Annotated in this window: 20 protein-coding genes; 9 read left to right on the plus strand and 11 right to left on the minus strand. The window is 60.4% G+C overall.

What is annotated here, in order from left to right:
* Positions 1 to 3 precede the first annotated feature (3 nt).
* The 8 genes from ACL2XM_RS00570 (at position 4) to ACL2XM_RS00605 (ending at position 9,097) form a co-directional block, all read left to right on the plus strand.
* Positions 4 to 1,485, plus strand: a complete 1,482-nt coding sequence (locus tag ACL2XM_RS00570) for a sugar ABC transporter ATP-binding protein (RefSeq protein ID WP_410013848.1) — start codon at positions 4 to 6, stop codon at positions 1,483 to 1,485.
* A gap of 20 nt (positions 1,486 to 1,505) precedes the next feature.
* On the plus strand, positions 1,506 to 2,525 hold the full coding sequence (locus ACL2XM_RS00575) for an ABC transporter permease (RefSeq protein ID WP_410013849.1): 1,020 nt from the start codon (positions 1,506 to 1,508) through the stop codon (positions 2,523 to 2,525).
* Positions 2,522 to 3,556 (plus strand): ABC transporter permease, encoded by a 1,035-nt coding sequence (locus ACL2XM_RS00580; protein WP_413732089.1) that lies wholly within the window; start codon positions 2,522 to 2,524, stop codon positions 3,554 to 3,556. The genes ACL2XM_RS00575 and ACL2XM_RS00580 overlap by 4 nt, the downstream gene beginning before the upstream one ends.
* A 28-nt stretch (positions 3,557 to 3,584) precedes the next feature.
* Positions 3,585 to 4,493 carry a fructokinase gene (gene mak / locus ACL2XM_RS00585; RefSeq protein WP_413729585.1) on the plus strand — a complete coding sequence of 303 codons (909 nt, stop codon included), beginning with the start codon at positions 3,585 to 3,587 and terminating at the stop codon, positions 4,491 to 4,493.
* Between the two features lie 105 nt (positions 4,494 to 4,598).
* Entirely contained in the window at positions 4,599 to 4,832 is a 234-nt protein-coding gene (locus tag ACL2XM_RS00590) for a hypothetical protein (protein ID WP_410013852.1), read from the plus strand.
* 242 nt (positions 4,833 to 5,074) lie between these two features.
* On the plus strand, positions 5,075 to 6,229 hold the full coding sequence (locus tag ACL2XM_RS00595; RefSeq protein WP_413721265.1) for a mandelate racemase/muconate lactonizing enzyme family protein: 1,155 nt from the start codon (positions 5,075 to 5,077) through the stop codon (positions 6,227 to 6,229).
* Positions 6,229 to 7,515: an MFS transporter gene (locus ACL2XM_RS00600; RefSeq protein ID WP_413729586.1), complete on the plus strand. Its 1,287-nt coding sequence runs from the start codon at positions 6,229 to 6,231 to the stop codon at positions 7,513 to 7,515. Before ACL2XM_RS00595 ends, ACL2XM_RS00600 begins: the two co-directional genes overlap by 1 nt.
* A 307-nt stretch (positions 7,516 to 7,822) precedes the next feature.
* Positions 7,823 to 9,097 (plus strand): type II restriction endonuclease, encoded by a 1,275-nt coding sequence (locus ACL2XM_RS00605; RefSeq protein WP_410013857.1) that lies wholly within the window; start codon positions 7,823 to 7,825, stop codon positions 9,095 to 9,097.
* 156 nt (positions 9,098 to 9,253) lie between these two features.
* On the opposite strand, the gene focA is transcribed toward ACL2XM_RS00605, so the two are convergent.
* Positions 9,254 to 10,111: a formate transporter FocA gene (focA, locus tag ACL2XM_RS00610; protein WP_410013858.1), complete on the minus strand. Its 858-nt coding sequence runs from the start codon at positions 10,109 to 10,111 to the stop codon at positions 9,254 to 9,256.
* 408 nt (positions 10,112 to 10,519) lie between these two features.
* Here focA and ACL2XM_RS00615 point away from each other — a divergent pair, with 408 nt between their 5' ends.
* Positions 10,520 to 12,523, plus strand: coding sequence for a sigma 54-interacting transcriptional regulator (locus ACL2XM_RS00615; protein WP_413732091.1), 2,004 nt, complete (start codon positions 10,520 to 10,522; stop codon positions 12,521 to 12,523).
* A 1,681-nt stretch (positions 12,524 to 14,204) separates the two neighbouring features.
* Here ACL2XM_RS00615 and fdhF read toward each other — a convergent pair.
* The 10 genes from fdhF to ACL2XM_RS00665 all read right to left on the minus strand — a co-directional run bounded on the left by fdhF (position 14,205) and on the right by ACL2XM_RS00665 (position 24,915).
* Positions 14,205 to 16,364 (minus strand): formate dehydrogenase subunit alpha, encoded by a 2,160-nt coding sequence (gene fdhF, locus ACL2XM_RS00620; protein ID WP_410013860.1) that lies wholly within the window; start codon positions 16,362 to 16,364, stop codon positions 14,205 to 14,207.
* A 61-nt stretch (positions 16,365 to 16,425) separates the two neighbouring features.
* Complete coding sequence (locus ACL2XM_RS00625; protein WP_413732093.1) at positions 16,426 to 16,965, minus strand: 4Fe-4S dicluster domain-containing protein; 540 nt, start codon at positions 16,963 to 16,965, stop codon at positions 16,426 to 16,428.
* Between the two features lie 276 nt (positions 16,966 to 17,241).
* Positions 17,242 to 17,685 carry a hydrogenase maturation peptidase HycI gene (gene hycI, locus ACL2XM_RS00630; RefSeq protein WP_413728746.1) on the minus strand — a complete coding sequence of 148 codons (444 nt, stop codon included), beginning with the start codon at positions 17,683 to 17,685 and terminating at the stop codon, positions 17,242 to 17,244.
* A 98-nt stretch (positions 17,686 to 17,783) separates the two neighbouring features.
* Complete coding sequence (locus ACL2XM_RS00635; RefSeq protein ID WP_410013862.1) at positions 17,784 to 18,185, minus strand: formate hydrogenlyase maturation HycH family protein; 402 nt, start codon at positions 18,183 to 18,185, stop codon at positions 17,784 to 17,786.
* On the minus strand, positions 18,178 to 18,960 hold the full coding sequence (locus ACL2XM_RS00640; RefSeq protein WP_413732095.1) for an NADH-quinone oxidoreductase subunit B family protein: 783 nt from the start codon (positions 18,958 to 18,960) through the stop codon (positions 18,178 to 18,180). Before ACL2XM_RS00640 ends, ACL2XM_RS00635 begins: the two co-directional genes overlap by 8 nt.
* Complete coding sequence (gene hyfH / locus ACL2XM_RS00645; RefSeq protein WP_413721261.1) at positions 18,957 to 19,508, minus strand: hydrogenase 4 subunit H; 552 nt, start codon at positions 19,506 to 19,508, stop codon at positions 18,957 to 18,959. The genes ACL2XM_RS00640 and hyfH overlap by 4 nt, the downstream gene beginning before the upstream one ends.
* An 11-nt stretch (positions 19,509 to 19,519) precedes the next feature.
* Positions 19,520 to 21,235, minus strand: coding sequence for an NADH-quinone oxidoreductase subunit C (locus ACL2XM_RS00650; protein WP_410013865.1), 1,716 nt, complete (start codon positions 21,233 to 21,235; stop codon positions 19,520 to 19,522).
* On the minus strand, positions 21,232 to 22,809 hold the full coding sequence (locus ACL2XM_RS00655) for a hydrogenase 4 subunit F (RefSeq protein ID WP_410013866.1): 1,578 nt from the start codon (positions 22,807 to 22,809) through the stop codon (positions 21,232 to 21,234). Before ACL2XM_RS00655 ends, ACL2XM_RS00650 begins: the two co-directional genes overlap by 4 nt.
* Positions 22,810 to 22,813: 4 nt before the next feature.
* On the minus strand, positions 22,814 to 23,464 hold the full coding sequence (gene hyfE, locus ACL2XM_RS00660; RefSeq protein WP_413721260.1) for a hydrogenase 4 membrane subunit: 651 nt from the start codon (positions 23,462 to 23,464) through the stop codon (positions 22,814 to 22,816).
* A gap of 11 nt (positions 23,465 to 23,475) precedes the next feature.
* A complete protein-coding gene (locus ACL2XM_RS00665; RefSeq protein WP_413721259.1) occupies positions 23,476 to 24,915 on the minus strand; it encodes a hydrogenase 4 subunit D in 1,440 nt (479 codons plus the stop codon).
* Positions 24,916 to 24,927: the final 12 nt, after the last annotated feature.

Raw genomic sequence — 24,927 nt, forward strand, 5'->3', positions numbered from 1 at the left:
GACATGGAATTTCTTGCCGTTGAACATGTTACCAAGACATTTGACGGGGTCACCGCCCTCAATGATGTCAGTTTTGACATTAACGTCGGGGAAATTCACGGTTTAGTGGGGGAGAACGGCTGCGGTAAGTCGACCCTGATGAAGATTGTCGCCGGGGTCCTGGCCTACGATCGCGGTTTGCTGCGCATCAACGGCCGGCGCATCGAAAAATATTCCGCCATCGAGGCGGTAAAACAGGGTATCGGCATTATCTACCAGGATCTGTCGTTATTTCCCAACCTGACGGTAATGGAAAATATCTACATCAGCCAGATGATCAACGACCAGAAACCCTGGGTGTTTTCCAGCGCCTATCAGGAGCAGGTGAAGGCCATTATCGGGCAGTTGGGCGTCAGCCTGGACCTGGATGCCCTGGTGGAGGATTTGCCCATTGCCAAACAGCAATTGGTGGCCATCGCCCGGGCGCTGATCAACGACTCGCGGCTGATTATCCTTGATGAGCCGACCACCGCCCTGACGCGCACCGAAATCAAACATCTGTTTACCCTTCTCAACCGCCTGCGTTCCCGGGGCATCTCGTTTATTTTTATCAGCCATAAGCTGAACGAACTGCTGGAAATCTGCGATCGCATTACCGTCATGCGCGACGGGCGGCTGATCGATACCGTCGCCGCCCACGCGCTGACCACCGCGCGGATTGAAGAGCTGATGCTGGGGTATGAACTGACCTATCCGCCGCGCGTCTCCCATGCCACGCAGAACGTGCTGCTGAGCGTGCGCGGGCTCAGCAAGAAAAACAGTTTCCAGGATATCAGTTTCGATTTACATCAGGGCGAGGTGCTGGGTATCGCCGGCCTGCTGGGCGCGGGACGCACCGAGCTGGCGCTGGCGTTGTTCGGCGTGGAGCCGGCCCAGGAGGGGCAAATACTGATTGATAACCGTCCGGTGCGCATCGGCGGCATCAGCGCCGCCGTGGCCAACGGCATTGCCTATGTGCCGGAGGACCGGCTCGCGCAGGGGCTTATCATGGAGCAAAGCATTGCCGCCAATACCGCCATCTGCTCGCTGAAGGATTACCTTAATCCGCTGAAACTGATTAACAGCCGCAAAATGCGCGCCGCGGTAAGGGGATTGCTCCAGGGCATGCAGGTGAAATACGGCGGCATGGATAAAGAGATCCGCATGCTGTCGGGCGGCAATCAGCAAAAAGTGGTGCTGGCCAAATGGCTGGCGACCAATCCGCGCATCTTTATCCTCGACAGCCCGACGGTGGGCATCGACGTCGGCGCTAAAAGTTATATCTACCAGACGGTGAAAGAAAAAGCGGCGGCGGGTATGGGCATCGTGTTTATTTCCGACGAACTGCCGGAGCTGCTGGCGAATTGCGATCGCATCATCATGATGACCCGGGGGCGTTTCGGTAAGGAATACGCGACCGATGCCGTCGACAACGAGGCGTTGCAGCAGGAGATGGAAAGTGCCTGATATCAAGAGGTGGTCTTATTATGGCTTTTGTTAAACTTTTTAAAGCGCGTGAAGCAGTGCTGTTAATACTGATTATCGTATTTTCCATCGCCATCGCCCTGATCAATCCGGCCTTCCTGTCATTGGACAATATCGCCAGCCTGCTTAAATCCTATACGGTGCTGGGGATCTTCGCCCTCGGGGTGCTGCTGGTGCTGCTCTCCGGCGGTTTCGACGTGTCGTTTACCGCCATCGCCCAGGTGGCGCAGTACGCCGTGGTGTATTGGTTTTTGCAGGCCAATCTGGACAATATTTACCTGGCGATTTTGTGCAGCATGATAATCGGCGCGGCCATGGGCTTATTAAACGGCGTCATAATTTATTATTTCAAGATTACCGCCATTATCGTCACCATCGCCACCAACAGCCTGTTCTACGGCTTATTGTATGTCGTGACCCAGGGCGACCTGATTTACGATATTCCGCCGTCGTTCCTTGGGCTGGCGGAATTAAAGATTTTCCCGCTGCATGCCGCCAACGGCTCGCTTTACGGCATCAGCTTTGTCACCTGCCTGTGGTTCTTGCTGGCGATTGTCCTGCATTTTTTCCTGCGCCATACCATCCTTGGGCGCAGCCTGTACGCGGTGGGCGGCAATGCGCTCTCCGCCGAACGGGTGGGATTCAACCTGAAAAAAACCACCTTGTTTATCTATACCCTGGTGGGGGCCATTTCCGGTTTTGCCAGTATCGTCCAGGTGTCGATTGTGCAAACGGTGATCCCCAATTCCATCGTCGGGTCGGAACTGCAGGTCATCGCCGCCGTGGTATTGGGCGGGGCATCGGTCACCGGCGGGCGCGGCACCGTGCCGGGCACGCTGCTCGGGGTACTGTTGTTCGCCATTCTCAGCAATAGCCTGACCCTGCTGAAAGTCTCTCCCTATTATTACAACGTATTCACCGGCCTGGTGATCCTGGTAAGCGTAGCGGCTAACGCGCTGCAGGTCATCAAGCAACGGCGTTCGCGGGTGCGGGTTTTGGTTGAACTTAAGGAGCCATCATGAAAGCGGTCGGCAACAGTAATACACTACCGGGCGCGGCGGCGGGCCTGCCGCCGGCGCTGAAAGAAAACGCCTCGCTGTATGTGGTGCTGGCGGCGGTCTTTATGGTGATGTATGCCTTGAACGGCGACAAATTCCTCAGCCTGCAGAACTTCAGCTCCATGGCGTATCAGCTGCCCATCGTCGGATTTCTGTCGCTGGGCATGATGATTTCCATGTTGTCCGGCGGCATTAACCTGTCGATTATCGCCACCACCAACCTGAACGGCATCGTCATCGCCCTGTTTTTGCAATCCGTGTCGGTTAACGGCATGAAGCTGGCCTCGGGCGAGATGGTGGCGCTGGCCATTTTCCTGGGGCTGCTGGCCTGCATTCTGGTGGGCGTAGTCAATGGTTTGCTGATAGCCCTGCTGAAAATTCCGGACATCCTGGTGACCCTGGGCACCATGACCTTGATTTCCGGCCTGAATGTGGTCTTTACCAAGGGGTATACCATTACCGGATTTCCGCCGGCGCTGGTGAATATCGGCAATGGCCAGAGTTTCGGCGTGCCCAACTCGCTGTATCTGTTTGCCGCCGCCGCCATCGTCGCCTCGGTGATCCTCAATAAGACCCGGTTTGGTTTTAACCTGTACATGATGGGTTCCAATCCGGTGGCCGCGCGCTTTTCCAACGTCAATACCGTCAAGGTGACGGTGATCCAGTATGTGCTGTCGTCGTGTTTCGCCGCCCTGACCGCGCTGGTGATGATAGGCCAGCTGAACTCGGTCAAGGCCAGCTATGCGGATTCGTACCTGCTGGTGGCGGTGCTGGCGGCGTTCCTGGGCAAAGTCAGTCCGTTCGGCGGTTTCGGCCGGGTATCCGGCGTGGTGCTGGCGGTGATTATCCTGCAGCTTATCTCCAGCGGCCTGAACCTGCTGCGGCTGGATCCGTTTATGATCACCGCCACCTGGGGCGGCATTATCATCGTCATCGTGGTGTGCCGCGGCCTGTTTGCCTGGCTCGGCAAGCGGCTAAATCAGCGCAACCCGTGACAGACATCGGCATAACAAAGGTATCCGTATGTATATTGGCATTGATTTAGGCGGCACCAAGACCGAGGTTATCGCGCTGGATCCGGCGGGCGGCGAACTGTACCGTTACCGGGTGCCGACGCCGCGCGACGATTATGCGGCGACGCTTGCCACCATCCGCGATCTGATCCTGGGGGCGGAGCGGGCGGTGGGCGAACAGGGCTCCGTCGGCATCGGCATTCCCGGCACCCTGTCCCGGCTGACCGGCAAGGTCAAGAACGCCAATTCGGTATGGCTTAACGGCCGGCCGTTCAAGGAGGATTTGGGCGCGCTGCTGGGGCGTCCCATTACGGTTGCCAACGACGCCAACTGCCTGGCGATATCCGAGGCCACCGACGGCGCCGGCGCCGGCGAGGAAATGGTGTTCGCGGTGATCATCGGCACCGGCTGCGGCGGGGGCCTGGCGGTCAACGGCCGGGTATATGCCGGCCATAACGGCATCGCCGGCGAGTGGGGCCATAATCCGCTGCCCTGGCCCGACGCGACCGAATTGGTATACCAGCGCGAGGTGCCCTGTTACTGCGGCAAAACCGGCTGCAATGAAACCTTTATCTCCGGCACCGGTTTTGCCACCGCCTACCGGCGCGCCGCCGGGGCGACCCTGAGCGGCGCGGAAATCGCCCGGCGCGCCGGGGACGGCGACGGCGACGCCGAACTGGCGCTGCAGCAGTATGAACGCCGCCTGGCCAAGGCGCTGGCCGGCGTGATTAATACCCTGGACCCGCGGGTGATTGTGCTGGGGGGCGGCATGAGCAACGTGGATCGGCTGTATACCACGCTGCCGGCGCTATTGCCGCAATGGGTATTCGGCGGCGAGTGCGATACGCCGGTGCGCAAAGCCCGTCATGGTGATTCCAGCGGGGTTCGCGGCGCGGCCTGGCTGCCGCGCATCGATTAGCACGCCGTGTCTGTCTATCGGCGTAATAGAATGGGTCGGTAATGCCATTAAAGGTCTATGCTTAGCGGTATAGACCTTTTTATCTCTTGAATGGAGCACAACGCCATGACCGACCCTAAAACCGATGCGGTAAAAACCGGCGAATCCAATGCCGGCGAAGGACAGAAACCCGAGGATGTGACCATCAGCCAGGGGCTGGGTAAGCTTTTCGAGGCGGAAGAAGAATTGACCGATGAGCAGACGGACGCCATGGCCGAAAAGGCCCGGGCGGCGGCCAAAGACAGCCGGGCCGAACGCGATAACAAGAACGCCCAGATAGCCTCGGGCAACGATAAATAATCGCCCCCCCGGGGCTTATTGCCGCCGGCGCGCCCGCGCCGGCACGCCGCGCATCCCGCACTGAAATTTCGTGACCGGCCTCTCACCATCTTATTCATTTGCACAAATAATTTCATTTCCCCACGCGCAACACTGTGCCGTTTTCCAATGTTGGCGCAAAAACCGCTAACTATAATGACTTATATCCCAATAACTTAACGCCGATATCCGGCAAATAAACCGACCGCGTAGAGGCACAGGTTATGAAGATTACCGCGATTGAAGTGATGCGCGTGGCGATGCCGTTCACGTCCGGCAGAAGCAGCGACCAGACGGGCGGCGGCGGGGATGACGCCTATAATGCCGCCTCGCGCGAGCTGACCCGCATGGAAACATTATTGGTGCGTGTGACCACGGACGACGGTCTGCAGGGATGGGGCGAGGGGTTTGGTCATTTGTCCAATCCCGTGACCTACGCCGCGCTGGACGGCCCGGTGGGACGATTTTTCCTCGGCCGGTCCTTCGACGGCACGACCGCGGGCTTAGGACAACTGATGGATCACGCGCAGCGGGCTTTTCATGCCTTTGGCCGCAGCGGGCCGGTCCAGTTCGCGCTGTCGGCGATGGATATCGCCTTATGGGATCTGTGCGCCAAACAGGCCGGTAAACCGTTGTGGCAGCTATTGGGCGCCGCACGCGGGGAAATTGGCGTGTACGCCAGCCTGGTAAGCTATGACAACGACCCGTCGCAGGTGGCCGCCCATGCCCTGCGCGCCTACCGCGCCGGCTTTCGCGCCATCAAGCTGCATGAAACCGAGTATGCCGCCATCGCGGCGGCGCGCGACGCCTTGCCGGACGACGCGCAGCTGATGGTGGACGTAAACTGCCCGTGGCCGGTGGACGAAGCCTGCCGGCGGGCGCAGGCCCTCAATGAACTGGGCCTGGCCTGGCTGGAGGAACCGGTCTGGCCGCCGGACGATCTGGCCGGACTGGCCCGGGTGCGGGCCTGCGGCACGCCCATCGCCGCCGGCGAAAATGCCCAGGGCGTGCAGGGATTTCTACAGCATTTCGCGGCGGGGGCCGTCAGCGTCGCCCAGCCGAGCGTGGCCAAAATCGGCGGCATCAGCGCCGCCCTTGACGTTTACCGGCTGGCGCGCCATTACGGGGTAAAAGTGGTGCCGCATTGCTTCTATTATGGCGCGGCGCTATTGGCCACGGCGCATCTGGTGGCCACGTTGCCGGAGGATATCGCGCTCGAGGTGCCCTATTTGCAGTGGCCCGAACCCTTATATGCCGAACTGGATTTCCAGCCGCGCCTGCGGCTGCCCACCACCCCGGGGCTGGGATTCGCCCCGGATGAAGACCTTCTCGCACGCTACCGCGTTGCCCATAGCAGCCTGACCCGGGAGAAAGCCTGATGTTTAAGCATAACTATCGTTTTATCGTGGCGTTGCTGCTGTTCGCCGCCGGCATGCTCAACTATCTCGATCGCGCGGCGCTCTCGGTGATGGCGCCGCTGATTAAACAGGATTTGCATATCGGCGATGCGCAGATGGGCATTTTATTCAGCTTCTTTTTTGTCGGCTATTGCCTGTTCTGCTTTATCGGCGGCTGGGGGGCGGACAGGTTCGGCCCGCGCAGAGTGTATGCCTGGGCCGCCGGCTTCTGGTCGTTCTTTTGCGGCGCCACAGCCCTGGCCACCGGTTTTGGCCATCTGCTTATCGTGCGCATCCTGTTCGGCATCGGCGAAGGACCGATGGGCACCACCACCAATAAATCCATTTCCAATTGGTTTCCGCGCCGGGAAGTGGGTAGGGCGGTGGGCTTTACCAACGCCGGCCAGCCGCTGGGCGCGGCCGTCGCCGCGCCGATTGTCGGCCTGGTGGGGCTTAACTTCGGCTGGCGCGTCTCTTTTGTGGTGATTGCCTGCCTGGGCTTTGTCTGGCTGGCGCTGTGGCTGGTGTTTTTTCGCGACCGTCCGGAGCAGCACCGCCGCGTCTCCCCGCAGGAGGTGGCGCTGATCACCGCCGATCGCCCGGCCAAACCCGCGGCTGCGGCCGCCGGCGCGCAGAAACACGGCGTGTTCTTTTTTGTGCTGTCGATGCCGGTTTTGGGCGTGGCGGCGGCGTTCTTTTGTTTTAACTATATCCAGTTCTTTTTCCTGTCATGGCTGCCCAGCTACCTGACGGATTTCCAGCATCTGGATATCAAGAGCATGAGTATTGTCGGCATCCTGCCCTGGCTCGGCGCGACGGTCGGCTTTATCGGCGGCGGGCTCGTCTGCGACGCCCTGTTCCGCAAAACCGGCAACTTCCTGCTGTCGCGCAAGCTGGTCATCGTGTGCGGCCTGGCCATCGCCGCGCTGTGCGTGCTGATGACCGCCTATGCGTCCAGCTTAGGGGCGGCGGTCACCCTGATAACCGTCGCCAGCGTTTTCGCCTATATGACGCCGCAGGCGTGCTGGTCGCTGTTGCAGGATATCGTGCCGGCGCAGCGCATCGGTTCCGCCGGCGGGTTTGTCCACCTGCTGGCCAATTTGGCCGGTATCCTGTCCCCCGGCATCACCGGCTTTTTGATCCAGTACGGCGGCGGCTACCATTCGGCGTTTATCCTCGCCAGTATCCTGGCGGTGGCCGGTATCGTGGTGATGCTGCTGTTTGTGCGCCAGCGCAAGGTGGATAGCATTCGCCTGCAGGCCGCTTAGGCTTCACTCCCCTTACGCGCGCGATGCCATGCCTGGCCGTCGCGCGCGGGCCATTGCTAAGCCGCCAGGCGGCGATAGGCGATGCCAAAAAGGAGCGCCTCCTTGCCCGCCGTTTGCCGCCGCGCCGGTTTTCGTCCCTCAATTGATGATCCACGACAATAACCCCCGGCGCCCGGCGGCTAAAATAAAGCGCGCGCCCCGCTTTGCCATGACGATAACCAGAAAGCGGCGCGGCGCTGAAAAAGAGGCCGGTTGCGCTTTCGTTTTCCGGTAATGATGCCGGCGGGTATGTCAGGGTGGGAAAGCGATGAATGAAGACGCGGTGGGTCTGTTAATCGAGCGGTGGCGCAACGATCCGGCCGGCACCTATCAAAGCTGGTTTTTATGGGATCAGCGCATCAAGAATTTCCGGTCGATCCGCCGGGGCATCACGCAGGTGGTGGATGAAATCGAGCGCGGGGTCTTCGGCAATCAGTATCGCGGCTCGTCATTGGAAACCATCGTCCATTCGATTGCGGAACAGCGGCAGATATTCAAGGGCGCCGATCACGCCTTTTTATGGAAGCCCAAGCTGCGTATTCCCGATATTTATGAAAACGCGGACCATCAGCGCGCCTTCGGCCATTTGCTGTTTACCTGTGCCGGCTGCACCGGCGCCGACCCGATTATCAGCGCCATCCACCACATCGATCGCCTGGCGATTAAGGGATTGGGGCCGGCGGTGGCCAATTTGCTTTATTTTCTCCATCCAACGCTGATGCCGCCGTGCAATACCGCTATCGTCAAAGGCTACAATGCCCTCACCGGCGCCAACGTTAAACTGGGCAAATGGCAGGAGTACCTGGCCATGCGGCGCGGCATTATCGCGCTGAACGAGACCTGGCGCCCGTTGCTGTCGAACGATTTTGGCGCGATAGCGGGATTATTGTTCGATCTGGGCAGCGGGCGTTACCCGGTTCCGCCCCGCGCCGATGACCGCGAGGGGCGCCGGATCTGGGAAGCGGATCTGGCGCAGGTGCGTGCCGACGGCGCCGGCGCGGCCAAGGCGCAGCAGCTGGCGGGCGAAAACGAGCGCACCCATACCGAGATCCAGGGCTGGCTGCGCGATCTGGGCCTGGCCCTGGGCTACAGCGTGTGGATTGCGTCCAACGATCGCCGGCGTCCTTATGGCAACGGCGTGCTCGGGTCCGGCTGCCTGGAGCAGTTGCCGGCGGATATTGTCGCCTCGCCCGCCGCCGACGCCATCCGGCTGATTGACGTGCTATGGCTGAACGCGCAGCGCGATCGGGTGATGGCGGCGTTTGAGGTGGAGCATACCACCTCGATCTACTCCGGCATCGTGCGCATGCTGGATCTGGCCCTGAGCGGCGATACCCAGGCCAGCGAAGGGCTGTTCCTGGTGGCGCCGGACAACCGTGAGACGGAGGTGCAGGCCCAGCTGCGCCGTCCGGCCTTCAGCCGCGTGGCCGATATGAAAGTGCGTTACCTGCCCTACAGCGAATTGGCGAATCATCGCGCAGCGCTGGCGCGCTTCGGCAACGGCATCAAAGGCATGTACGCCATCTCCAAAGACCTGGCCTGATCGCGGGGGCTGCTTGATGGTGGCCGGCACGGGCGGCGGCTGTCGATTTTTTGTTCGTCAAAAGTGCCGTCGGCGGCGGCGATTCGTCACCCGTGACGGTGAGAAACCGACGCGGGTTGTGCGTCTTCCCGCCGCCGGTTAGGTTGCGCCGGCAGCTTAGCTGTGGGCATTGCCCGGACGCAGGTAAATCACCCAGTAGGTTAATCCCACCAGCAGGCCGCCGCCGATAATATTGCCGAGGGTCACTGGTATCAGATTATCGACGATAAACTGGCCCACCGTCAGCGAGGCGTACTGATCCGGCGAGGCGTGGATGGCCTGCCAGAAGTCGGGCGGGGCAAAATCACGGATAAGAATAGCCAGGGGAATCAGGAACATATTGGCGATGCTGTGCTCAAAACCGCTGGCGACAAACATACCGATGGGCAGCAGCATGGCGAAGATTTTATCGCTGAGCGAATGGCCCGAATAGCTCAGCCACACCGCCAGGCAGACCATCAGGTTGGCCAGGATCCCCAGGCAGACCGCCTCGATAAAGGTATGGTGCATCTTGTGATCGGCGGTTTGCAGCACGTTCAGGCCCCAGCCGCCGTTGCCCGCCATATACTGGCCGGCAAACCAGATCAGCGCCACGAAAAACAGCGCCCCCGCCAGGTTGCCGATATAAACGTTTATCCAGTTCAGGGTCAATTGCCGCCAGGTGATTTTGCCGCTGGCCTTGGCCACCACCGTCAGTACCGTTGAGGTAAACAGATCGGCGCCGCACACCACCACCAGGATCAGGCCCAGCGAAAAACACAGCCCACCCACCAGTTTGGTCAGGCCGCCGGCGGGGCCGGGACCGGCGGTCACGGTAATATAAAAAGCAAAGGCAATGGAGATGAACATGCCGGCGGTCATGGCCAGGAAAAAGGTCATCTCCGGTTTTTTCATGGTCTTGTATACCCCCGCCTGCTCGGCCATTTTGGCCATTTCCGCAGGCAGGCGCAGATCAAAATAATTTTCGCTATTCATAATGACTCCCGGTTATTTTTGCAATAACTGCTTGTTATTTACCTTCAGAACATGTGCTTACAGAGATAAAAAGCGTGAGACGCGAGGATTAATGCATTTCCCATACCAGTGTTGATTAATGATAAGATGCCGGGGGCGGGGTAGGGTAAATCTAGGGCATTGAGCGGCAAGGAAAAATGTAAAAGAGAATTATTTTCATCACGGTGCAAAATAATCATCCGCCGAGAGAAATATAAACCGTAATATAACTAAATATATATCGATTGCGCCGCTGTCGCCCGTTACGGCGCGGCCGCAAAATGAAATGACGCATCAGATCAAATTAATGACCCGCGTGAATATTTTTTCCCTCCACTCTCCTTTAAAATACAGCGAAGGAATAAATGTGAATATTGCGAAACTATCCTGATGCTCAAGACGTCGAATGATACTGAACATAGCGGGTTATGGCAGGATGCGATCATCGAGCTCTCGCAACGGCTTTTTTTCCAGCGCGACGCCGAATCCCTGCTGGCTGCGCTGTTGCCGCTGCCGATCCCCTGTCAGTGTATTGACCTGATGCTTTCGCTGCCCAAACGCCATCTGATTTGCGATAAGAACGGCGCGCGCGCCGCGCCGGCGCCGCTTCCCGACGACGAACTGGCGGAACCCCTTAGCCGGTGCGCGTTGCCGGTCGCCTCTCCCCGCAGGCAGTTTGGCGAGGTGATATTTACCCGCGCCGACGGCTACCATTACAGCCGGGACGAACGGGCTTTTTTGCGCCGCCTGGCGCAGCTGCTGGCGCTGGCGCTGGAAAATCTTGGCGTCCATGAAACCCTGCGCCAGGAAAACGACCAGTTGCGCCATGAGCGCGATCATCACCGCATCCTGGTGGATGTCACCAATTCGGTCCTTTCCTGCCTGGATATGGATGCGCTGGCCGCGGAAGTATCAAAGGAGATACACCGGTTTTTCGGCATCGACTATATCAGCCTGGCGCTGTGCGAGGGCGGAGGCGACAACGCCTCGCTTAATGTTTACCTGACCCGCTATACGGCGGGCACGCCGATGCGCCGCGAGCAAAAGCGCGTGCCCATGGCGGGCAGCCGCCTGGCGGCGCGGGTGTTGACGGAGTGCCGGCCGCTGCTGGTGGATTTGCGCGACGCGCCGCAGCTTGGCGACGAAGATCCCCATTTGGCGGCCATGCTGGATGACGGGCTGCAGACCTTATGCCTGCTGCCGCTGGTGTTCGGGCACAAGCCGCTGGGCATCCTGAAACTGGCGCTGTGCAGCAGCGACACGTTTAGCGAGGACAACCTGCGCCTGCTCAGTCAGGTCAGCGCCCGTATCGCCATCGCGGTGGACAATGCCCGTTCCTATGATGAGATTTCCCGGTTAAAGGATAACCTGGAACATGAAAACATCTGGCTCAACGAGCAGATGCACGACAGCGGCAGCTTCGGTGAAATTATCTGGCAAAGCGCGGCGATGAGCGCGCTGCTGGAGCAGGTGGAAATGGTGGCGGACAGCGACAGCACGGTGCTGATTTTAGGCGAAACCGGCACCGGCAAGGAGCTGATTGCCCGCGCCATTCACAACCACAGCGCGCGCAGCGGCAAACGCATGGTGAAAATGAACTGCGCCGCCGTGCCGTCCGGCCTGATGGAAAGCGATTTGTTCGGCCACGAAAAGGGCGCCTTTACCGGCGCCATTACGACCCGCCAGGGGCGTTTTGAGCTGGCTGAAGGCGGTACGCTGTTTCTCGACGAAGTGGGGGACATGCCGCTGGAATTGCAGCCCAAGCTGCTGCGGGTATTGCAGGAGCGTGAAATCGAACGGCTCGGCGGCAGTAAAGTGATTCCGGTGAACGCGCGGCTGATTGCCGCCACTAACCGCGATCTGAAGCAAATGGTGGCGGATCGGGAATACCGCAGCGACCTGTACTACCGGCTGAACGTCTTTCCCATCACCATCCCGCCGCTGCGCGACAGGCCGGAGGATATTCCGCTGCTGGCCAAGTTTTTTACCCAGAAAATCTCCCGGCGCATGAACCGCGCCATCGACAGCATTCCCGGCGAGACCCTGCGCCAGCTCAGTCAGTATCCGTGGCCGGGCAACGTGCGCGAGCTGGAGAATGTGATTGAGCGGGCGGTGATCCTCACGCGCGGCAATACGTTGAACCTGCGCCTCGATGAACTGCAGCGCGCCGCGCCGGTGGCCGACGCGCCCGCGCCCCATGCGGCGCCCAGGCCAAGGCCCGATACCGCCCCGCCGGAAAACGACGAGGCGGAACGGGTGCGGATTATCCAGGCGCTGCGCGAGGCCAACGGCATCGTGGCCGGGCCGCGCGGCGCGGCCTTCAAGCTGGGCGTCAAGCGCACCACGCTGCTGTCGCGCATGCAGCGCCTCGGGATTTCACCTCAGGAATGGTAGCCCGCCTCGTTGCCGGATTCGCCATGCCGGGAGGGTAAAAAGCTGGTTTGCGCCTGGCTGTTGTTGATAATGCGATTATTGGCTATCGGGTGAATATCTGCCGGCACAGGTTGGTTTTAGGGGAAGCCGGTGAGGGTTAGGTTGGAGACGGTTTTGTATTTATGTTGGGTCGGTGGCGGTTTCGCGTTTATGTCGGGTCGGTGGCGGTTTCTCGTTTATGTTGGGTCGGAGACGGTTTCGCGTTTATGTTGGGTCGGAGACGGTTTCGCGTTTATGTCGGGTCGGTGACGGTTTCGCGTTTATGTCGGGTCGGTGGCGGTTTCGCGTTTATGCTGGGTCGGTGACGGTTTCGCGTTTATGTTGGGTCGGTGACGGTTTCGCGTTTATGTGGGATCGGAGACGGTTTCGCGTTTATGTGGGATCGGAGACGGTTTCGCTTGCCTTGCGTTCGGTGGTTATATGGAATGCCGGGTGCCGGCAAGCGACAAGGAGGTTCGCTGCGCCCGAACCTCCTTGACCTCCGGGCGTCCGGCAGATCGTGCGCCGCTGCGCGGTGCCCGGCATCACGCATCCCGGCTTTTGGACCGCACGGGACGCGCTCCCGGCGCGGCCCTTAGCTTTCGCCGCTCCCGGCGGCTCATCCAGCCGTGCTACGCGCCGCCGGCGCACTCTATGCCGGCAACAAGGTCAACACCAACGTCTGTTGGATGATGCGTTTTTGCCAGATTTCAGGCGCATGCACTTTCCGGGCAAATGATCGGGGACTTACGGTCTATGGCCGAATTCTACTGGCTAAATGCTAAATGCTAAATGCTAAATGCTAAATGCTAAATGCTAAATGCTAATGTCGAATGCTGATGCTGATGCTGATGCTGATGCTGATGCTGATGCTGATGCTGATGCTGATGGTGTTGGATGTTGGATGTTGGATGCTGAAGATTGAGGATTGAGGATTGAGGATTGAGGATTGAAGATTGAAGATTGAAGATTGATACTTTCCGGTATGACCTGATACTTCGCTGTGCCATTGCCTGCCATTGTGATTAGCCGCATCTCAATTGCATGCCGGCTCCCAATAAACAACAGCGACTATATTGTTCCCAATAAAACCTCACTGACCGCGACATAGGTCCCGGCATAGAGCGCGCTGACGTTGCCTGTGACCCCGGCATGAGCCGCCGGGAGCGGCGAAAGGCCCGGTGGCGCCGGGAGCGCTAACCGGGCCGGTGCATAACGGGGGCATGGGCGGCGGAAGGCATCGCGCAGCGACGCGCGACCTGCCGGGCGCGCGGAGGTCAAGGAGGCCGTCGCGGTACGGCCTCTTTGTCGCTTGCCGGCGCCCGGCATTCCATATAACCACCGAACGCAAGGCAAGCGAAACCGTCTCCGATCCCACATAAACGCGAACCCGTCATCGATCCAACACAAACGCGAACCCGCCACCGATCCAACACAAACGCGAACCCGCCACCGACCCAACATAAACGCGAACCCGTCACCGATCCAACACAAACGCGAACCCGCCACCGATCCAACACAAACGCGAACCCGCCACCGACCCAACATAAACGCGAACCCGTCACCGACCCAACATAAACGCGAAACCGTCACCGACCCAACATAAAAAAAACCGGTGCCAGCCTAGCATACAGGCTAAGCCGGCACCGGTTTAACACTGCTATCAGGCGGGAATAATCGCGTCATCCACCGCATTGCGCAGCCGCGCCTTCAGCTGGCTATATTCCGTCTGTACGTAACTTTCCGCCCAGCGCTGATCGGCGATGGCCTCCAGTTTCACCGCGCAGTACTTATATTCCGGCGTTTTCGAGATAGGATCGAGATGATCGATCGTCAGCTCGTTACAGGCGCCAATCCACCACTGATAGGTCATGTACACCGCCCCGAGGTTGATGCGCTCGCTTACCGAGGCCCGGGTAATCACCTTGCCGCGGCGCGAGGTCACCCACACCAGCTGCTGATCGCGGATACCCAGCCGTTCGGCGTCCTGCGGGTTAATCTGCACATAACCCGGCTCGTCGGCCAGGGTGGCCAGCGCGGTGCAGTTGCCGGTCATCGAACGGCAGGAATAATGCCCCACTTCGCGCACGGTACAGAGCACCAACGGGAAATCGCCGTCCACCAGATCCATCGGCGCGCGCCACTCGGCGGCGAACAACAGTCCCTTGCCGCCCGGACGGTCAAACTTATTGCCCGCATACAGCCACGGCGTGCCCGGACTGCTTTCCTCGGTGCACGGCCAGGGAATATACCCGTACCCGGCCAGCTTCTCATAGGTGGCGCCCACATACAGCGGACACAGGCCGCGCAGCTCGTCCCAGATTTCCTTGGTGTTGTTGTAATGCATCGGATAGCCCAACGCGGTGGCCAGCAGGCTGATGATTTCCCAGTCCGGCTTAACGTTAAACTTCGGCTCGATGGCTTTTTCAAAATGCTGGAAACCCCGATCCGCCGCGGTATAGACCCCCTCATGCTCGCCCCAGGACGTGGCGGGCAGAATCACGTCGGCTTCCGACGCTGTCTTGGTCATAAAGATATCCTGCACGATCAGCAGGTCCAGCTGTTTGAACGCCTGGCGCATCACCGACAGATCCGGCTCGGTCTGCAACGGATCCTCACCCATCACATAGTTGGCCCTGATTTCGCCGCTTAGGATCTTATGCGGCACGTCGGTCAGGGTAAAACCCGGCTCCGGATCAAGCGTTTCCACGCCCCAGGCGCGGGCGAATTTTTCCCGCGCCGCCGGATCGGTCACCGGCTGGTAGCCGGGGAACATATTCGGCAGCGCGCCCATATCGCAGGCGCCCTGCACATTATTCTGCCCGCGCACCGGGCCGACGCCGACGTTCGGCTTGCCCAGATTGCCGGTCAGCAGCGCCAGGCCGGAAAGCCCTTTCACCACATCCACCGCCTGGCCCCATTGGGTCACGCCCATGCCCCATAAAATGGTGGCGGTGGGCGCGGCGGCGTACATGCGCATGGCTTCCCTGATTTGCTGCGCCGGCAGGCCGGTAATTTCCTCGGCATATTCCGGCGTATATTTGGCCACGATAGCGCGGTATTCGTCGAACCCTTCGGTATGGCGCGCGACGTAATCGGCGTCATACAGCCCTTCGTTGATCAATACGTGGGCGAATGCGTTCACCAGCGCCATATTGGAGCCGTTTTTCAGCGGCAGCCACAGGTCGGCCAGACGCGCGGTTTCGATACGCCGGGGATCGCAGACGATCACCTTGGCGCCTTTCTGCTTGGCCTTCAGGATGCGCCGCGCCACGATAGGGTGCGAGTCAGCCGCGTTATAGCCGAATACCAGCAGGCACTTGGTGTCTTCGATTTCGCAAATGGAGTTGCTCATGGCGCCGTTGCCCAGCGTCACCTGCAGGCCGGAAACCGAGGGGCCGTGGCAGACACGGGCGCAGCAGTCGACGTTGTTGTTGCCGATGACCGCGCGGGCGAATTTTTGCATCACGTAATTGGTTTCATTGCCGGTGCCGCGTGAGGAGCCGGTCTGCATAATGGCCTTGGCGCCATATTTCTGCTTGATGTCGCGCAGGCGGGAACTGGTATATTCGATCGCCTCGTCCCAGGACACCTCCTCCAGGTTGCCGCCTTTTTCGCGGCGGATCATCGGGCTGCGCAAGCGGGGGGTCAGCAAGCGGGTGTCATTGAGGAAATCCCAGCCATAATACCCCTTGAGGCATAACTGGCCCTGGTTGGTGACGCCGTCCGCCGCTTCCGCGCCGACGACATTACCGTTTTCAACCAACAGGTTGATCTTGCAGCCGGAGCCGCAGTACGGACATACGGTGAGTGCTTTATGCATTATGCCATACCCCTTGTGGAGGATTTTTTACCTATCTTCCAGCGGTTAATAAAAGAAGCGGTCATGACAGGACGGCGCTGAAGCCTTCCAACGCGGCCCGCTGCCGTTTTTTCAGTTTCATCATTTCGACGGTTTCGTGGGTCATCAGCACCAGCGCGTCGGTGGGACACACATTCACGCAGGCCTGGCCCCCGGCATGGCCTACGCACAGATCGCATTTCTGCGCTTCCGCCTTGATGCTATGGCCGGCTAGTGGATTACGATCGTCATACACATGGCGCGTGACGATGTCCATGGCGCCATAGGGACAGGCGACGGCGCAGGTTTTGCAGCCGATGCATTTTTCCTGCAATACCTGGATGGAATCCTCGGCGTGGATAATGGCGCCGTTCGGGCAGGCATTGGCGCACGGGGCGTCCTCGCACTGCCGGCACAGCACCGGCGTGCTGATATTCCACTCTTTCATCACTTTCAGGCGCGGCAAAAAATTGTCGTGATTGAGCGCGCCGGGGTGGTCGCCGTTGTGCGCAATGACGCAGGCGACTTCACAAGTGAAGCAGCCAATGCATTTTTGTGGATCGGCAATAACGAACCGGTTCATTCATTTCTCCTCGCGGTTCCATCTGTCGTGGTTCTCGGCCCGGTGGCATGGGCGAGATTATATCCCTATATAAAGCATGGTTTATGCCAGTTTGCACGCGCCGTGCTGTTTTTTTAAGGCTATGAAAAACAAAGAATAAAATCCGGCATTTTTTGACCGCCGGCTGATGATGGGCCCGCAGGCGCCCATATCGTCAGATCCGCTGGCGAACCGGTCGACAAAAGTGTCGACCGGACCAGGTGTCGATAACACGTGACGGGGCGGCATGCGCCGTCCTCAGTCATCCTGCTCGGCGGGCGCCAGCCAGGTGAAACCGCCGTCGCCCCGCCAGTGCGCCAATTGCGCATACAGGGTTTCGACCGCCTCCCTGACCGGCGCGGTCATGGGGAAATAAAATGCCACCACATCGGGCTGGATACCGATAAACCATACCTCTTCCACATCTTCCTTTAATTGATCGATCACAAAGCTCAGCGGAAGATTATGGGTACTCATGATAAACATGTCGGCGATGATGGCGGGGTCCACCAGACGCAGCTCCCCGGGCTTCAGCGACATATCGGCGGCATCCACCACCACTACCCGTTTGGGACGCAGGGCGCGCACCCGGTGGACCACGTTTTCCGGCGCGGATCCGCCGTTGACCACGGTCCAGCCGGCCACCGGCGCGCGCGCCATCAGCTCCGCAAGCCACGGCCCGGCGCCGTCGTCGCCCATCATGCTGTTGCCGACGGTCAGCACGACGCTGTCGGACACGTCATCGGCGTGGCCGCGGCCGGCCGGCACCATCTTGCCGTCGCCAGCGTGGTCGTCAACGGTCATAATACTCTCCGCACAATCAGGTAAATGGCCGGCTCGGCGGCGATTTCAGCCAGCAGTCCGACCAACCGGGCGCTCCATGTCCCGAAGGGCGCGGGCTGGTTTGCGCGCAGCGGCGCAAAGGCGTTGGCCAGCAGGTCGGTATGGGTGCTGTCGATGACGATTTCGCCAAAGGTCAGCAGGCCGTGCATTTTGCGCCGCGCCTCGCCTTCCGGCAGCAGGGCGATCCACTGCTCGTATTGTTCCAGCGGGCAGATGAATTCCTTGTTCAGGCAGTCAATGACCCCCACATGGTGGCCGATGGCCAGGGAGTAATACATCACCTGTTTGGCCTGGGCGGGCATGTCGTCGTCGCTGTCCAGAAACTTTTGGCGCAGCGACCAGAAATAGACCTCAGCCATGATGGGCCTCGCTGTTCAGGGTCAGCATCAGCTGCGCGACGATATCCTGCAAACGCGGATCGTCGGCGCGCCGCAGCCAGTCGTCCACCCGCTGCGCCAAGACCGCGGGCGTGGCGCCGGGCAGCAGCGACAGCAGGGTGTCGCTGATTTCGCGTCCCGCGCGATAGCCCGCCATGCGCCGCGCATCGCGCTCGACCAGCACCCGGGTATGCAGCGGCACGTCCGGCAGCAGCAGCGCCGCTTTCTCGTCCGGCTGCTCCAGGTGCGATTCGCCTTTCAGCTTTTGTTCCAGCAGGCCGAGCGCCACGGCAAAACCGTAGATGGTGGCGGCGGGCGTGGGCGGGCAGCCGGGGATCCAGACATCGATGGGCACGATGCTTTCGCTGCCGCTCCAGACGCAGTAAAGATCGTGGAAAATGCCGCCGCCGCAGCCGCAGGCGCCGTAGGAAATACAGATTTTCGGATCCGGCGCCGCGGCATAGGCGCGCAGCGCCGGCACCCGCATCGCCCGGGTTACCGCGCCGGTAAACAGCAGGATATCCGCGTGGCGTGGCGAGGCCACCACCTTGATGCCGAAGCGTTCGGCGTCGAACAACGGGGTAATGGCGGCGAAGATCTCGATTTCACACCCGTTGCAGCCGCCGCAGTCCACCCGGTAGACATAGGCCGAGCGCTTGATATTCTGCAGCAGCGTTTTTTTGAGCGCCAGGGTATGCGGGTCGGGCGCCACGGGGATGCTGACATGGTGTTGCAGCGGGATGTCTTGCTGGCTCATTGGCTTTCTCTCCCCGCGTCGTGCGGCAGGCGCAGATCGCGGTTGCTTTGCAGGTTCTGGTGACGCTTACAGTCCGGGCAGGTTTCGAACTGCGGGCGCAGCGCGTCCAGCGCGGCTGCGTCCAGGCCGGAATGCGCCAGCAGCGCCAGGGTATAATCGATGGATTTTTTGGCGGTAAAGGGTTGATGGCATACCCGGCATTTCTGCAGGGTAAAGGTAGCGTTCACATACAAATCCGCTTTTTGCGTCACCGCCATTTCAAACTCCTCCGACAGCACGATGGCGCGGGTCGGGCAGACTTCCTCGCAGCGGCCGCAGAAAATGCAGCGGCCGAGAAACAGCTGCCAGCGCCGCTCGCCCGACGCCAGGTCCGTTTCCATGGTCAGGGCGTTGGCCGGGCAGACGCTGGTACAGGCGGCGCAGGCAATACACTGCGTGGGGTCATACTGCGGCTTGCCGCGAAATCCCGGCATCACCTCAAGGGGCTTGAACGGGTATTTTACCGTCGGCTCGCCGGCTTTCAGGATGGTTTTAAACAGTTTGAACATCGTTCAACCCTCTACTTAAGCGGCGAATGGGTGCGTTCAATGCCATAGCGTTCCAGCTCCTGATAAGGCACGGTTTTCGCCCTGCGCTTGTTGATATCCACCAGCGTCACGCGATCGGTGCAGGAATAGCAGGGATCGAGGCTGCCGATGATCAGCGGCGCATCGGAGATATTATTGCCGCGCAGCATATACCGCAGCACCGGCCAGTTGGCGTAGGTGGCGGCGCGGCAGCGCCAGCGGAACAGCTTCTGGTTATCGCCGAGCATGCTCCAGTGCACATCCTCGCCGCGCGGCGCCTCGGAAAAGCCGAGCGCGAATTTATGCGGCTGATACGTAAAGCCCTCGGTGAGCAGCGGGCCGCCGGGCAGGTTGTCCAGTCCGTATTCAATCATCGCCAGCGAGTCCAGCACCTCTTTTACCCGTACCATGACGCGGGAATAGACGTCGCAGCCGTCAAGGGTAAACAGCGTTTTCGGCAGGTTGGCGTAGTTGGCGTAGGGGTGATCGAAGCGCAGGTCGCGCTTAAAGCCGCTGGCGCGGATCATCGGTCCCACCGGGCTGAAATCGCGGGCGATTTTCGGGTCCAGCCGGCCGATGCCCTGGGTGCGCTGCGCCATGTTCGGCGTGCTGAGCAGCATATCCACCAACTGGACGAAGTCGGCGCGCATTTCGGCCACCAGCAGCAGCGTTTTCAGCCGCTGCTCCTTGAGGATATCGCGCCGGATGCCGCCGATCAGGTTCATGCCGTAGGTCTTGCGGGCGCCGGTCAGCAGTTCCGCCATGGTCATGGCTTTTTCGCGCACGCGGAAGAACTGCATAAAGCCGGTGTCAAAACCGACAAAGTGGCTGGACAGGCCGATATTCAGCAGATGGCTGTGCAGGCGTTCCACTTCCAGCAGGATGCTGCGGATGGCGTGGGCGCGCGGCGGCACCACGATGCCCAGCGCGTTTTCCACCGAGTTGGTATAGGCCACGCTGTGGGTAAAACCGCAGATGCCGCACACCCGATCCGACAGGAAGGTGACCTCGTTATACCCCATGCGGGTTTCCGCCAGCTTTTCCATGCCGCGATGGACGTAGAATAGCCGGTAGTCGGCGTCGACAATCTGCTCGCCGTCGACAAACAGCCGGAAGTGGCCCGGTTCGTCGGAGGTGATATGCAGCGGGCCGATGGGCACCACCCGGGTCTCGCCGGCGGCGTCGTTCTCGAAGGGATAGGTTTCGGTCTCAGTGGTCGGCGTCGGGCGCTGGCGATAGTCCATGCTGTCCTTGCGCAGCGGATAGAGATCCTCCGGCCAATCGTCGGGCAGCACCAGGCGCCGTTCGTCCGGCAGGCCCACCGGGATCAGGCCGTACATATCGCGGATTTCGCGTTCGCCCCACACCGCCGCCGGGACGCGCGGCGTCACCGACGGGAATTCAAGGGTCGTGGCGCTCACCAGCGCCTTGACGATGATCCAGCACTTCTCGCCCTGTTCCATCGACAGCACATAATAGACGGCAAAATCGCCGCACAGGGTACGCTCATCGTTGCCGAACAGCACCGACAGCCAGCCGCCCTGGTTGTAGTAGAGAAATTCCACCACCTCCGGCAGGGCGTTAACCTTCACCGTGATGGTTAACTGATTGGCCGTTTGCCATTCGTGGGCCAGGACCGCCGCGGGGAATTTTTCGTTTACCTGCGCCAGGTAACCCAGGCCGAGTTTATCGGAAATGATGTCTGTCACTTTACTTCTCCTGACGGGGAATGAATGGGCGTTGCCGTCCCGGTATCCAGCGCGGCCCAGGGCCAGCTGAACGATGCCACATCGTGGTTAAGCACGATGGTGGCGGCGTTTTCCAACAGCCCGATCACCGGCCGGGGAATGCAGGTGCCCATCACCAGCATCAGCACCAGCAGCACGGCCATCGGCAGCGTGGTCAGCCAGCCCAGTTCGCCTTTGCTCGTCGCCTCCGGCCGGTCGCCGAACACGGTCATGGCAATCATGCGCACCAGCCCGCCGAGCACCACGGTCAGCAGCAGCAACAGCACCAAGGTAAGAATAAGATGGCCGCCGGCAAGTCCCGCCGCCACCGTCATAAATTCGCTGAGGAAGATATTAAACGGCGGCATGCCGCCCAGCGCCAGCGCGCCCGCCGCCATCATAACGGCGGTAAAGGGCGCGACGCGCATCATGCCTTTTACCGCGCCCATATCGCGGGTGCCGTATTTCAGCAGCACATTGCCGGACCCGCAGAATAATAAGGTCTTCGTCAAGCTATGGTTGAGGGTATGCAGCAGTGCCGCCAGCACGCCCAGGGGGCCGCCGATGCCAATCGCCACCACGATAAGTCCCATGTTCTCCACGCTGGAATAGGCCAGCAGCCGTTTGATATCGCGCTGCACCAGAATGAAAAACGCGGCTACCGCCACGGACAGCATGCCGAATACGATCAACAGGCGGCTGGGGAACACCGGGCCGATGGCGGCGCTGATAATGATGTAATAGCGCAGGATAACCAGCAGGGCGCAGTTGAGCAGTACCGCCGACAGCAGGGCGCTGGTGGGGCTGGGCGCTTCGCTGTGGGCGTCGGGCAGCCAGGCGTGCATCGGAAACAGGCCGGTCTTGGTGCCGAAACCAATCAGCACGAACACAAACGCCAGGTGCATCAGCGTCGGATCCAGCAGGCTGGTGTGCTTGAGCACTTCGGTCCAGAAAATCGCCTGGCCCGGATCGGGCAGGACACTGGCGGCGTTGGCGTAGACCAGAATGGTGCCGTACAGGCCGAATGCGACGCCGACGGTACAGATAATGATGTATTTCCAGGCCGCCTCCAGCGAGGAGCGCTGGCCGTAAAGGCCCACCAGGAACGCCGAACTGAGGGTGGTGGCTTCCACCGCCGCCCACATCAGGATCAGGTTGTTGCTGCTCACCACCAGCAGCATGGTGAATAAAAACAGATGAAAAAAGCCGTAGTAGTGACACAAGGTGGTGACGGAAATTTCACCGGTGTCGACTTCATGGCGCATGTAACCCATGGAGTACAGGCCGGTGATGAAACCGATAATGCCGAGGATGGCCAGGAACAGCGCGCCCAGGCTGTCGATATACAGCCAGCGGTGCGCGGCCAGCAGCGCTCCTTGCGCCATGACCTGGCCTACCACCCACAGCGCTTCCGCCAGCAAGGCGATGATGCCCAGGGTGTGCAGGGCGGTGACCAGGCCGCGCGCCGCGCCGCCGGCGAACCGGCAGGCAAAGGCCAGCAGCGATATCGCCAGTGGTGTAACCAGTAATATCAATAACATAGCGGTATTGCTCATCTCATTACCCCTTCAGCGCCGTCAGTTGATTAACGTTCAGCGTGTTGAGCGTACGGTAGATTTTGCGTGCCATGAACGCCATGATAAGCACGGCGAAGATAGCGTCGGTGGCAATACCGATTTCCACCAGCTCCGGCGCCCGGTTGGCCAGCAGCGCCAGCGTCAGGTGCGAGCCGTTTTCCATCAGGCAGTATCCGAATACCTGCTTGAGGATATTGCGCTGGGTGACGATACACAGCAGCCCGAGCAGGAAATGGCCCAGCGACACCGCCAGCGCCGGTTTCAGCGCGGCCACCATCGGCAGGTTTACCGGCGCGACGACAAACCAGCACAGCAGCACGATAATCGCCGCCGCCAGCATCAGCAGGGTCGGGCTGATAATGCCGCCATCCGCCCCGGGATCGGACAGTTTGCTAAATGCCCTGGCCATGATCAGCGGCACCAGCACCACCTTGGTGATCAGCGCGCTCAGGGACCAAAGCATCAGCTGGTGGGCCTGGAGCGTTTGCGCCAGGGTGAAGAAAATCAGCACCAGCACCAGCGATTGCAGGGCATACAAACAGCAGGAGACCATGGGGCGTTTGGCGCCGATGACCAACAGCGAGGTGAGCATCATCAGGCCCGCGAGGTTATTGACTATCAGAGATCCGGTCATAAATTTGTTCCTTATCCAAGCCAGGCGACGGCAATAAAGCTGGAGCACAGCGACATCACGATCAGAACCACCAGCACCGCGCGCATGGCCAGCGGCAGCGGCGCGGCCTGCGCCACCGCCTCGCTGGGCTTGCCGGGAACCACCCGTCCGAACCAAAAAAGCAGCCAGGCGAAGCTGGCGACAGACTCAATCAACACCAGGATCATCAGAGGCGTCAGCACCCAGTACTGGCTTGACAGGGCGAAGCCGGCGGCGAAAATCGGGAACTTGCTGAAAAAGCCGTTGAACGGCGGCACGCCGGTAATGGCCAGCGCCGCCACGCAAAAACCGATGCCCAGCAGCGGCATCTTGCCGATGACGCCCTTAAGCCTGGGCAGCATGCGGGTGCCGCAGCTGTAGCTGAAGGCGCCGGCCACCAGGAAGAACAGGCTCTTGGCGAAGGCGTGGTTAAAGATGTAGGCGATGCCGCCGTTGAAGGCCTCCTTCGACCCGAAGATCGCCAGCGACAGGGCGAAAAAGATATACGCCAGCTGGGTGATGGTGGACCAGGCCAGCAGCCGTTTCATATCCTTTTGCGGCAGGTACATCATAAAGCCGTAGATCATGGTCGCCACCGCCATTACCATGCCGACCCAGCCGATGATATGCGGTACGTCGCCGGCGGACAGGATGGCGCGGGCGAAGATATACACCCCGACCTTGACCATGGACGCGGCGTGCAGATAGGCGCTGACCGGGGTCGGCGCCTCCATGGCGTCCGGCAGCCAGGCTTGCAGCGGCAACTGGGCGGACTTGCCCCAGGCGGCGAACAGGATGCCGCCGAACACCACCAGCGCGGGGGTGCCGTGCAGCTGGCCCAGGGCGCTGAGGGCGAAGGTGCCGGTGGTGATAAACAGCGTCGCCGCCGCCAGGTACAGGCCGATGGAGGCGAAGTGGGTTATCAGCAGGGCTTTCATGGCGGAACGCTGGGCTTTCGGCGTCTGGTAGTAGCCGATCAATCCCCAGGAGCAGCCGCCGGTGATTTCAAAAAACAGCAGCTGGCCGAGCAGGGTGGACGACAGCACCAGCCCCGCCATGGCGCCGATAAACACCAGCAGGAAGGCATAATAACGATTGGTGCCCTCATGGGGATGCTCACGGTTGCCGTTGGTAAGGTAACCGGTGGAATACAGACTCACCAGCAGGCCGAGAAACACCACTGCGAACAGGATCAGGGTGCTGATGCGATCGACGGTGACGCCTATCAGCGCCGTGTCGCCATACGACAGCAGGGTATAGGTGGCGTCGAGCTTGCCGCCGCTGAAAAACGCCTGCGCCAGCCAAAGCGTGCCGAGCGTCGCCAGCAGCGCAAACAGGGTGCAGAGCCATTTCGCCAGGCGTTGGGGCAGGCAGGCGGTCAGCAGCGCGCCGGCAAATGGGACCAGAACAGTCGCAAGGGCTATATTCTCCATAATAAATTTCCT

Source organism: Sodalis sp. RH20, assembly GCF_047324205.1.
Taxonomy (GTDB): Bacteria; Pseudomonadota; Gammaproteobacteria; order Enterobacterales; family Enterobacteriaceae; genus Acerihabitans.

Coding starts and splice junctions, on each gene's coding strand:
- ACL2XM_RS00570 (WP_410013848.1), top strand. CDS start 4: ATGGAATTTCTTGCCGTTGAACATGTTACCAAGACATTTGACGGGGTC.
- ACL2XM_RS00575 (WP_410013849.1), top strand. CDS start 1,506: ATGGCTTTTGTTAAACTTTTTAAAGCGCGTGAAGCAGTGCTGTTAATA.
- ACL2XM_RS00580 (WP_413732089.1), top strand. CDS start 2,522: ATGAAAGCGGTCGGCAACAGTAATACACTACCGGGCGCGGCGGCGGGC.
- mak (WP_413729585.1), top strand. CDS start 3,585: ATGTATATTGGCATTGATTTAGGCGGCACCAAGACCGAGGTTATCGCG.
- ACL2XM_RS00590 (WP_410013852.1), top strand. CDS start 4,599: ATGACCGACCCTAAAACCGATGCGGTAAAAACCGGCGAATCCAATGCC.
- ACL2XM_RS00595 (WP_413721265.1), top strand. CDS start 5,075: ATGAAGATTACCGCGATTGAAGTGATGCGCGTGGCGATGCCGTTCACG.
- ACL2XM_RS00600 (WP_413729586.1), top strand. CDS start 6,229: ATGTTTAAGCATAACTATCGTTTTATCGTGGCGTTGCTGCTGTTCGCC.
- ACL2XM_RS00605 (WP_410013857.1), top strand. CDS start 7,823: ATGAATGAAGACGCGGTGGGTCTGTTAATCGAGCGGTGGCGCAACGAT.
- focA (WP_410013858.1), bottom strand. CDS start 10,111: ATGAATAGCGAAAATTATTTTGATCTGCGCCTGCCTGCGGAAATGGCC.
- ACL2XM_RS00615 (WP_413732091.1), top strand. CDS start 10,520: ATGCTCAAGACGTCGAATGATACTGAACATAGCGGGTTATGGCAGGAT.
- fdhF (WP_410013860.1), bottom strand. CDS start 16,364: ATGCATAAAGCACTCACCGTATGTCCGTACTGCGGCTCCGGCTGCAAG.
- ACL2XM_RS00625 (WP_413732093.1), bottom strand. CDS start 16,965: ATGAACCGGTTCGTTATTGCCGATCCACAAAAATGCATTGGCTGCTTC.
- hycI (WP_413728746.1), bottom strand. CDS start 17,685: ATGATGGGCGACGACGGCGCCGGGCCGTGGCTTGCGGAGCTGATGGCG.
- ACL2XM_RS00635 (WP_410013862.1), bottom strand. CDS start 18,185: ATGGCTGAGGTCTATTTCTGGTCGCTGCGCCAAAAGTTTCTGGACAGC.
- ACL2XM_RS00640 (WP_413732095.1), bottom strand. CDS start 18,960: ATGAGCCAGCAAGACATCCCGCTGCAACACCATGTCAGCATCCCCGTG.
- hyfH (WP_413721261.1), bottom strand. CDS start 19,508: ATGTTCAAACTGTTTAAAACCATCCTGAAAGCCGGCGAGCCGACGGTA.
- ACL2XM_RS00655 (WP_410013866.1), bottom strand. CDS start 22,809: ATGAGCAATACCGCTATGTTATTGATATTACTGGTTACACCACTGGCG.
- hyfE (WP_413721260.1), bottom strand. CDS start 23,464: ATGACCGGATCTCTGATAGTCAATAACCTCGCGGGCCTGATGATGCTC.
- ACL2XM_RS00665 (WP_413721259.1), bottom strand. CDS start 24,915: ATGGAGAATATAGCCCTTGCGACTGTTCTGGTCCCATTTGCCGGCGCG.